Source organism: Singulisphaera rosea, assembly GCF_054877945.1.
On the sequence record NZ_JBTYIP020000063.1, the window covers coordinates 1 to 7,160 of the forward strand.

Annotated in this window: 9 protein-coding genes; 5 read left to right on the top strand and 4 right to left on the bottom strand. The window is 64.2% G+C overall.

Features of this window, described 5'->3' with window-relative positions; all coding sequences use genetic code 11:
• Nucleotides 1-368, bottom strand: a 368-nt coding sequence (locus tag ACYOEI_RS40690) for a transposase (protein ID WP_462856410.1), incomplete at its 3' end; no start/stop codon positions are given.
• A 547-nt stretch (nucleotides 369-915) separates the two neighbouring features.
• Between ACYOEI_RS40690 and ACYOEI_RS40695 the strand changes: the two genes are divergently transcribed.
• The gene (locus ACYOEI_RS40695; protein WP_462856411.1) at nucleotides 916-1,299 is read left to right on the top strand and encodes a nuclear transport factor 2 family protein; all 384 of its coding nucleotides are present in this window, start codon (nucleotides 916-918) and stop codon (nucleotides 1,297-1,299) included.
• Between the two features lie 9 nt (nucleotides 1,300-1,308).
• On the opposite strand, the gene ACYOEI_RS40700 is transcribed toward ACYOEI_RS40695, so the two are convergent.
• Entirely contained in the window at nucleotides 1,309-2,211 is a 903-nt protein-coding gene (locus ACYOEI_RS40700; protein WP_462856412.1) for an MBL fold metallo-hydrolase, read from the bottom strand.
• Nucleotides 2,208-2,771 carry a TetR/AcrR family transcriptional regulator gene (locus ACYOEI_RS40705; protein WP_462856413.1) on the bottom strand — a complete coding sequence of 188 codons (564 nt, stop codon included), beginning with the start codon at nucleotides 2,769-2,771 and terminating at the stop codon, nucleotides 2,208-2,210. Before ACYOEI_RS40705 ends, ACYOEI_RS40700 begins: the two co-directional genes overlap by 4 nt.
• Nucleotides 2,772-2,924: 153 nt before the next feature.
• On the opposite strand from ACYOEI_RS40705, the gene ACYOEI_RS40710 reads away from it, so the two are divergent.
• Nucleotides 2,925-3,659 carry an SDR family NAD(P)-dependent oxidoreductase gene (locus ACYOEI_RS40710; protein WP_462856414.1) on the top strand — a complete coding sequence of 245 codons (735 nt, stop codon included), beginning with the start codon at nucleotides 2,925-2,927 and terminating at the stop codon, nucleotides 3,657-3,659.
• An 87-nt stretch (nucleotides 3,660-3,746) separates the two neighbouring features.
• On the opposite strand, the gene ACYOEI_RS40715 is transcribed toward ACYOEI_RS40710, so the two are convergent.
• Nucleotides 3,747-4,250 carry a MarR family winged helix-turn-helix transcriptional regulator gene (locus ACYOEI_RS40715; protein WP_462856415.1) on the bottom strand — a complete coding sequence of 168 codons (504 nt, stop codon included), beginning with the start codon at nucleotides 4,248-4,250 and terminating at the stop codon, nucleotides 3,747-3,749.
• A 104-nt stretch (nucleotides 4,251-4,354) separates the two neighbouring features.
• On the opposite strand from ACYOEI_RS40715, the gene ACYOEI_RS40720 reads away from it, so the two are divergent.
• Genes ACYOEI_RS40720 through ACYOEI_RS40730 form a run of 3 tightly spaced genes read left to right on the top strand, consistent with a single transcriptional unit; the run spans nucleotide 4,355 to nucleotide 6,491 of the window.
• The gene (locus tag ACYOEI_RS40720) at nucleotides 4,355-5,005 is read left to right on the top strand and encodes an NADPH-dependent F420 reductase (RefSeq protein ID WP_462856416.1); all 651 of its coding nucleotides are present in this window, start codon (nucleotides 4,355-4,357) and stop codon (nucleotides 5,003-5,005) included.
• A gap of 46 nt (nucleotides 5,006-5,051) precedes the next feature.
• Nucleotides 5,052-6,020: an SDR family oxidoreductase gene (locus ACYOEI_RS40725; RefSeq protein WP_462856417.1), complete on the top strand. Its 969-nt coding sequence runs from the start codon at nucleotides 5,052-5,054 to the stop codon at nucleotides 6,018-6,020.
• Nucleotides 6,021-6,077: 57 nt separating this feature from the next.
• Nucleotides 6,078-6,491: a nuclear transport factor 2 family protein gene (locus ACYOEI_RS40730; protein WP_462856418.1), complete on the top strand. Its 414-nt coding sequence runs from the start codon at nucleotides 6,078-6,080 to the stop codon at nucleotides 6,489-6,491.
• Nucleotides 6,492-7,160 lie beyond the last annotated feature (669 nt).

The window sequence follows — 7,160 nt, forward strand, 5'->3', positions numbered from 1 at the left end:
GCGATCGCCACCCATTCGGCGTCCTTGAGCCGCCCCTGGACCCAGTCGTCGGAGACGGGCAAGGGTTGGCGGGAACGGTCGCGGGGCGGGAAGAGTCGCCCCCAGCGTCGCACGACCTCCTCATCGGTCCATCCCCCGGCCACGTCGGGGTCGAGGCGGACGAGGACATGGAGGTGGTTATCCATGACCGAGAACGCGGCGACCGATACCGCAAAGATTTCCGCAAGTTCCTTGAGCCGTCGGTCGATCCAACTCTTCCGATCGTACTCAGGATCCCCCAGGAGGAAGGCGCGTCGCACGCAGCGAGTGACGCAGTGATACCAACGGGTGACGGTCGGATCCACCGGATGAGCACGCGCCATGGTCATCGGAAGGGCTTCCTGGGGTGTTCTTCGGAACACTAACCACAGAGAGGCCCATCGTCAAGACGCCGGCCGTCAAAATTGCGTTGCCTGTCCTTTCCTTCCCCTCGTTTCCTTCCCCTCTCAGAGTAGCGATCCGATTTTTGAGCGGAGGCTTGACGAGGTCGACGATTTCCTCGTTCAAGCGGCCACCGTAGTTCGCACTCCGGCAAATCTTATCCGCTTCCGCCCTTGGGAAGAGGCCCGCGTCAGCCTCGATGTTCGTGTATCCCCTTGAATCCGGTGCCCACCAAGCGTTGTGCTCGAATGACCATATCCTAACCATTTCCGTCATACCATCTCCATCCCACCGCCGGGCTTCATTGCCCGTGCGTAAGCGGACGGTAGGGCAGATTGCCCTCATTGGCAAGCGTTATTCTATGCAATAGATCGCGAAGCCGGGCGCTCGATGGAACCCGGAGGGGAGCCGACGGCTTCAGCCATATCGCCCCTCTCCGACCGCCCGGCTATAATCGAGCCCCGTTCGCCCTGACACTTCAGAACGGGAGCGGCGATGCAAGTGGACCAGATTCGCGATGCTCTGGATCGGCAATGGTCCGCCTCGGCGTCCGGAGATTTGGGAGCGGAGCATGGCATCTACGCCGACGATGCCGTCTGCGAATACCCTCAATCGGGTGAGCGAATCATCGGGCGGGCCAACTTGCAGGCTCTGCGGGGCCATCATCCAGGCAAGTCTTCGGGCTTCAAGGTCCGCCGGATTCTCGGAAACGGCGAGCTCTGGATCACCGAATACACGATCATGTACCGGGGGAAACCAGCGTTCGCCGTCAGCATCATTGAGTTTCGCGACGGCAAGGTCGTCCATGAGACCCAGTATTTCGCGGACCCCTTCGAGGCACCGGATTGGCTGAAGCAATGGGTCCAGCAGGCCCCATGAAGCTTCACCTCACTCGGCGTAGATGCTCTTCACGAAGCCCGACACGTCCTTGATGGACCAGTCGACATACTTCTTCTTGAACTCCTCGGTGAGCTGCTTCCCGGCCTCTTCCACGGCCACGCCCTTTGCCTTCAGGGCCAGCCCCCGGGTCCGCAGGTCGGTGATGAACGCCTTCTCCTTCGCGACAAGCGAGCCGTCACCCACCGGGCTGTGCGTTGGCACGACGTGTTCGGCCCCGAGCTTTTCCACCTCGTCCAGGACCGCGATCCAACTCGCCGGCGTGCCGCCGTCGCCGAAGATGTTCGGCACGACCTTGTTCTGCACCACGTCGCCTGAAATCAGGGTCCTGTCGGGCAGGACGAAGGTCAGCTCGTCACCTTTGGTGTGGGCACCGCCGAACCAGAGGAGCCGGGCCTTCACGCCGCCACCGAGGTCCAGCTCAAGTTCCCTGTCGAAGGTCTTGTCCGGGGCGCGAAGCTTGGCACCGACGAGGAACTCCTTCCACTTTTCGTTCCTGTTTGAGAAGAGTTGGATCATCTCCTCACCGTGCTTGTCCATCTCCTCCTGCTGCACCTTGGGTCGGATCAGGATCGTCCCCTCGGGGAAGCCGGCCACGCCGCCGGCATGCTCGGGGTGGAAGTGCGTCGTGGTCAGGTAGAGCTTGTTGCCGGGGGCGAGCCGCTTGGCCACCTTCGCGACCGTGGCGCCGTTGCGGGGTCCGAGGCCGGTGTCGACGACGAGCGTCGCCTCCTGACCCACGACGAACCCGACGTTCGGCCAGCCGACGATCTGCCAGACGTGCTCGGACACCTTCACGGCCTCTTCGCCCAGCGGCTTCTCGCGATCCGCGTCGGTCTGGGCGTGTGCCGTTGCCGCGAGGGCCAGCAGGGCGATGGAGACGAGGGTTTTCATGGTGCAGTGGTCCTAGGTTTTGTCAGGATGGCGCTCGTAATCAGGTGAGAGAGATGGTCCGCCCGTGGCGCAAACGAGGCTTGGCCGACGAGCCAGCCGAGCGCCGACACCAGGGCGAACAGGTCGCCGCCATCCATGTCGGCTCGGGCCGTCCCCTCGGTCTGGGCACGGAGCAGTAGTCGCGCGCCCGCCGAGTGCACCGCGGCGCATGTCGCATAGAGCGGGGAGCCCGGGTCCTCGTGTGCGCTCGCCATCAAGGCGACGACGCCGCCATAGCCTTGGACGAAGGCCACCATCTCGCGAAACCAGGACACGAGCGCTTCGTCGGGCGTATTCGACCTTTCCAGCTCGCCTGCTCTCTGCGTCAAGGCGTCCAGGTCCGTACGCAGCAACGCCTCGAACAAGCCTTCTCGCGTCGGGAAATGGCGAAGCAGCGTGGCGAACCCGACGCCGGACCGCCGGGCAATGTCCCGCATGGACGCATCGCCGCCATGTTGGGTGACGACGTCACGCGCCACCGCGAGGATGCGGTCGTAATTTTTCCGGGCGTCGGCTCGCATGGGGCGCCTTGCCAAATGGATCAGTGGTCCGTATATTCGGATCAGTGGTCCGGATGTCGCGAGTTGGGATTCGGACCGGTGATCCGTATTTTACGGCGTCCCCCTGCCGTTGGGAACTGGGGCGCCGTCCGACACGACGGGAGCCGAGAAGTCATGGGAAAGCTCGAAGGCAAGGTTGCGGTCATCACGGGCGGAGCCACCGGCATCGGCCGCGCCGCGGCGAAGCGTTTCATCAAGGAGGGCGCCATCGTCTTCATCTTCGGCCGCAGGCAGGAGGCGCTCGACGCCGCCTTGGCCGACCTCGGACCCAATGCCCGAGCGGTGAAGGGCTCGGTCTCGGACGAGGCCGACCTCGACCGACTCTACGCGGCAGTGAAGGCCGAGCGCGGGACCCTCGACATCGTCTTCGCCAATGCCGGGGCGGGAAGCCCGCTCGCGCTTGGCAAGATCACCGCCGAGCACATCGACGAGACCTTCGACACCAACGTGAAGGGGACGATCTTCACGGTCCAGAAGGCGCTGCCGCTGATGGGGAAGGGCGGCTCGATCATCCTGACCGGATCGAGCGCCGGCACCACGGGAGCCCCTGCGATGAGCGCTTACAGTGCGAGCAAGGCGGCGGTGCGCAACCTCGCGCGGACCTGGGCGGAGGACCTGAAGGGCACCGGCATCCGGGTCAACGTGCTCTCGCCTGGGGCGACGGCGACCGAACTCGCAAAGGCGGCGCTCGGCGAGGAGGGCCAGAAGGTCTACGCCTCGATGACTCCACTCATGCGCATGGCCGATCCGGCGGAAATCGGGGCGGTTGCCGCCTTTCTCGCTTCGTCGGACAGCAGTTTCATGACCGCCAGCGAAGTCGCCGTCGACGGCGGCCTGGCGCAACTCTGACCCGCTACGCCCTACGATGCTCCAATTGATAATTTGGAGCATCGTAGGGCGTGGTAAACCAGGGAGAATACGAGCTAAGGAGAGGCATCACGCCTCGTCCTGCTTGCCGCTGGTGTTGCGCAGCAGATTGTCGCGCAGCCTGACGACGTTCTTCTGCACGGCGGAGAACTCGTCACCCAAGCCGCAGGGTTCGACCAGCGCCCTGCCGAGTTCGTTCTCGAGCAGGCGCCGTCCGGCCGCGGTCAGGCTCACCCTCACCTGCCGCTCGTCGGCGGGATCGCGGTTGCGGATGATATTGCCGGCCTGCTCCAGCTTCTTGAGGATCGGCGTCAGCGTGTTGGATTCCAGGAACAGCTTCTCGCCGAGCTCGCTCACGGTCTGCCCGTCCTGCTCCGAGAGGGCCACCATCGCGATGTACTGGGTGTAGGTCAGGCCGACCGCATCCAGGATGGGCTTGTAGGCGCGGCCAAACGCCAGATTGGCCGAATAGACCGCAAAGCACAGGAACTTCGAGAGTTTCGGGCCTTTGGCTTCGGCCTTTGGGGAACGGGTCACTGATCCCTCCGGAGCTTGTGACGTCGCGGCCAACATGAGTCGTATCCGATTATATCGGATGCGATTGACTCTGGGAAGTTGGTGGCTAGCATTGGAACGTATCCGATTAAATCGGACGCGATCTAAATACCCGGCTGGAAGTGGGGAGCACGAACATGAGCACCATCAGCATCATCGGATCGGGCGGCATGGCCGCGGCGATCGGCGGCCTTGCAGCCAAGGCCGGACATACCGTCGAGGTGATGAGTCGCGACGCGGCGAAGGCGCGGGCGCTGGCCGAGCAGGTCGGAGCGGGCGCGACGTCGGGGACTTTCGGCGCCGCCCCGGCCGGGGACATCGTCATCCTGGCGGTGCCTTACTCCGCCGTCCTCGACGTGGTGAAGCGGTACGGTGAAGGGTTGGCAGGCAAGCTCCTCGTCGACATCACCAACCCCGTCGCCTCCGACCACATGAGCTTCGTGACCCCTGAGGGCAGTTTCGGCGCGCAGGAGATCGCTAAGGCCGCCCCCGCCAATGTGAATGTCGTCAAGGCGTTCAACACCCAGTTCTCCCGCGTCCTGGCTGCCGGCCCCGCCGAAGGCCACCAGTTGGACGTGTTCATCGCCGGGGACGACGCGGGGGCGAAGGCACGCGTCTCGGCGTTCATCGGGAGCCTCGGACTGCACCCGATGGATACCGGGCCGCTTTTCATGGCGCGGACGCTGGAGCACGTCTGCCTGCTGTCGCTGGGCCTCGTCGCCCACTCCATCAAGCACACAAACTTCTCGATCGGCGTCAGCCTTCTCGGCTGAGCGCGCCCGGAGCGTTACTTCTCACATCACTCTCGAGGAACATGAGATGCATGTATTCGTCACCGGCGGGACCGGCCATATCGGCTCATACATCATCCCCGAGCTCATCGCCGCCGGCCACGAGGTCACCGGCCTGGCCCGATCCGATAAGTCCGCGGCGGCGGTGGCCGCGCTCGGCGCCAAGGTGCGTCGCGGGGATATTTCCGACCTCGAAGGGCTCAAAGCCGCGGCGGCGGAGTCCGACGGCGTCATCCACGTCGCGCACAGGCAAGACCTGCTCCCCTCCGGCGGGATCGACGCCGTGGCCGCCGCGGAACTCCAGATCATGCTCGCGTACGGCGAGGCGCTGGCCGGAACCGGCAAGCCGCTGGTGGTGTCGGGGAGCATCGGCTCGCCCACGAACCCAGGCTGGCCGGCCCCTGGGGCCCACTTCTTGGGACGACCGGCGACCGAGGAGGATCCAGCCCTTCCCCCCGGCGGCGGTGAGTACAAAGGTTCCCTGCGGGTCCGTAACATCGTGGAGCTCACCGTGGTCGGCCTCGCGGAGCGGGGCGTGCGGTCGTCGATCGTGCGGATTCCTACCATCGCGCACAGCACGACCGATCGTGCCGGCTTCCTACCATTGCTGATCGGGCTCGCGAAGGAGAAGGGCGCCGTCGGCTACCCTGGAGACGGCGCGAACGTGTGGCCGGCCGTGCACGGCCGCGACCTCGCCTCCTTGTTCCGCCTGGCGATGGAGAAGGGTCCGGCCGGCAAAAATTGGCACGGGATTGAGGGCGAGGGCCTCCGGTTCCGCGAGATCGCCGAGGCCATCGGCAGCCGCCTGGGCCTGCCGGCCGTGAGCATTCCCGCGGACGTACTGATGCTTCCGGGATACTTCGGGTTCCTCGCGAATCTGGTCACGCTGGACCTCCCGGCGTCCAACCTCATCACCCGCCATGCCCTCGGCTGGGAACCCGCTCAGCCCGGCCTGCTCGCCGATTTGGATAACGGCCACTACTTCCCCTCCCGCTGAGTCGAGCTGAATCACGGGCACAACGCGTTCCGACACAAGATAGATTTAGATATTATCATGAATACAAAAGAGAACGTCAGGACCGTGAGGGACTTCTTCGCCGCGATCGGCCGCGGCGACAGGGAGGGTCTGCTGGCGATGGTCGCCGAAGATCTCGAGTGGATCATCCCGGGCGAAGACTGGCCGCTGGCCGGCACGCACCGCGGGCACGCGGGATTGACGAGTTTGCTTCAGAAGGTTTCCGAAACGGTAGAGGCCTCAACAGAGCCTCGCGAATTCGTAGCGCAAGGAGACCGGGTTCTTGCCGTCGGCTTCGCTACGGGGAGAATCAAAGCCACCAATAGGACGTTCGAAGACCATTGGGTTTTCGCCATTACCGTTCGAGATGGCAAGGTGACGAACATCCGGGAGTACATCGACACTCAAGCACTGGCGCGGGCCTCGGAGATGCCCGCGAGACCCAGGCCCTGACCCATCTGGTTATTGGACTCGGCGACCCAATCCCGATGGCGCTGGGTCTGGCTCGCGTGATCGGGGAGGCTAGAGAGATGGCGGGTGGGCCCCGAAACACCGAAAGCCGGGGTGGGACTCGCCTACCCGGCCTCGGTTGTGGGTGCGTTGCCTGCCGCTCGCGGCGGCTGCAATGTCGGGCGGTCGAGCCGCCGGACAGCATAAAGTTTTGGCGCGGGGGGCGGGCAAGGCACGAGGGTATTATCGGATCGCGGTGGGCTGGGCTTGAGCGCCACGCGGCTTGGCAAGCATAACTCGCGGGGCGGCCTCCTCCGTCTGACGTAGGAACCTTGCAAGGCCTCGCCGTGTCCTGTCACCTATTCGCCATTTCGTTCCAGGCAAGCCGAGGGCAGTTCCGATGTCCCTGACGACCGAGTCGATTCGCCGTCTTTTCAACTACATGAAATGGGCCGACGAAGCGATGGTGGCGGCCTCCCAAACCGTCTCCGACCACGAATATTACCTCACCCGAGGATTCTCGCACGGTTCAATCCACGGCATGCTAGTCCTAAACCAAGCGTATCGAAAACCCTCTCACGCCCCTCCAACTTGGATTTAAGGGGTTTTGGCAACGGCACTTGCGCGAGCGTGTGCGTTTTCGAGTGAGCGCCTCTTCGATTTCCATAGTTT

Excerpts from the sequence above, each read along its gene's own strand:
- ACYOEI_RS40695 (WP_462856411.1), top strand. The coding sequence starts at position 916 with ATGCAAGTGGACCAGATTCGCGATGCTCTGGATCGGCAATGGTCCGCC.
- ACYOEI_RS40700 (WP_462856412.1), bottom strand. The coding sequence starts at position 2,211 with ATGAAAACCCTCGTCTCCATCGCCCTGCTGGCCCTCGCGGCAACGGCA.
- ACYOEI_RS40730 (WP_462856418.1), top strand. The coding sequence starts at position 6,078 with ATGAATACAAAAGAGAACGTCAGGACCGTGAGGGACTTCTTCGCCGCG.
- ACYOEI_RS40710 (WP_462856414.1), top strand. The coding sequence starts at position 2,925 with ATGGGAAAGCTCGAAGGCAAGGTTGCGGTCATCACGGGCGGAGCCACC.
- ACYOEI_RS40715 (WP_462856415.1), bottom strand. The coding sequence starts at position 4,250 with ATGTTGGCCGCGACGTCACAAGCTCCGGAGGGATCAGTGACCCGTTCC.
- ACYOEI_RS40705 (WP_462856413.1), bottom strand. The coding sequence starts at position 2,771 with ATGCGAGCCGACGCCCGGAAAAATTACGACCGCATCCTCGCGGTGGCG.
- ACYOEI_RS40725 (WP_462856417.1), top strand. The coding sequence starts at position 5,052 with ATGCATGTATTCGTCACCGGCGGGACCGGCCATATCGGCTCATACATC.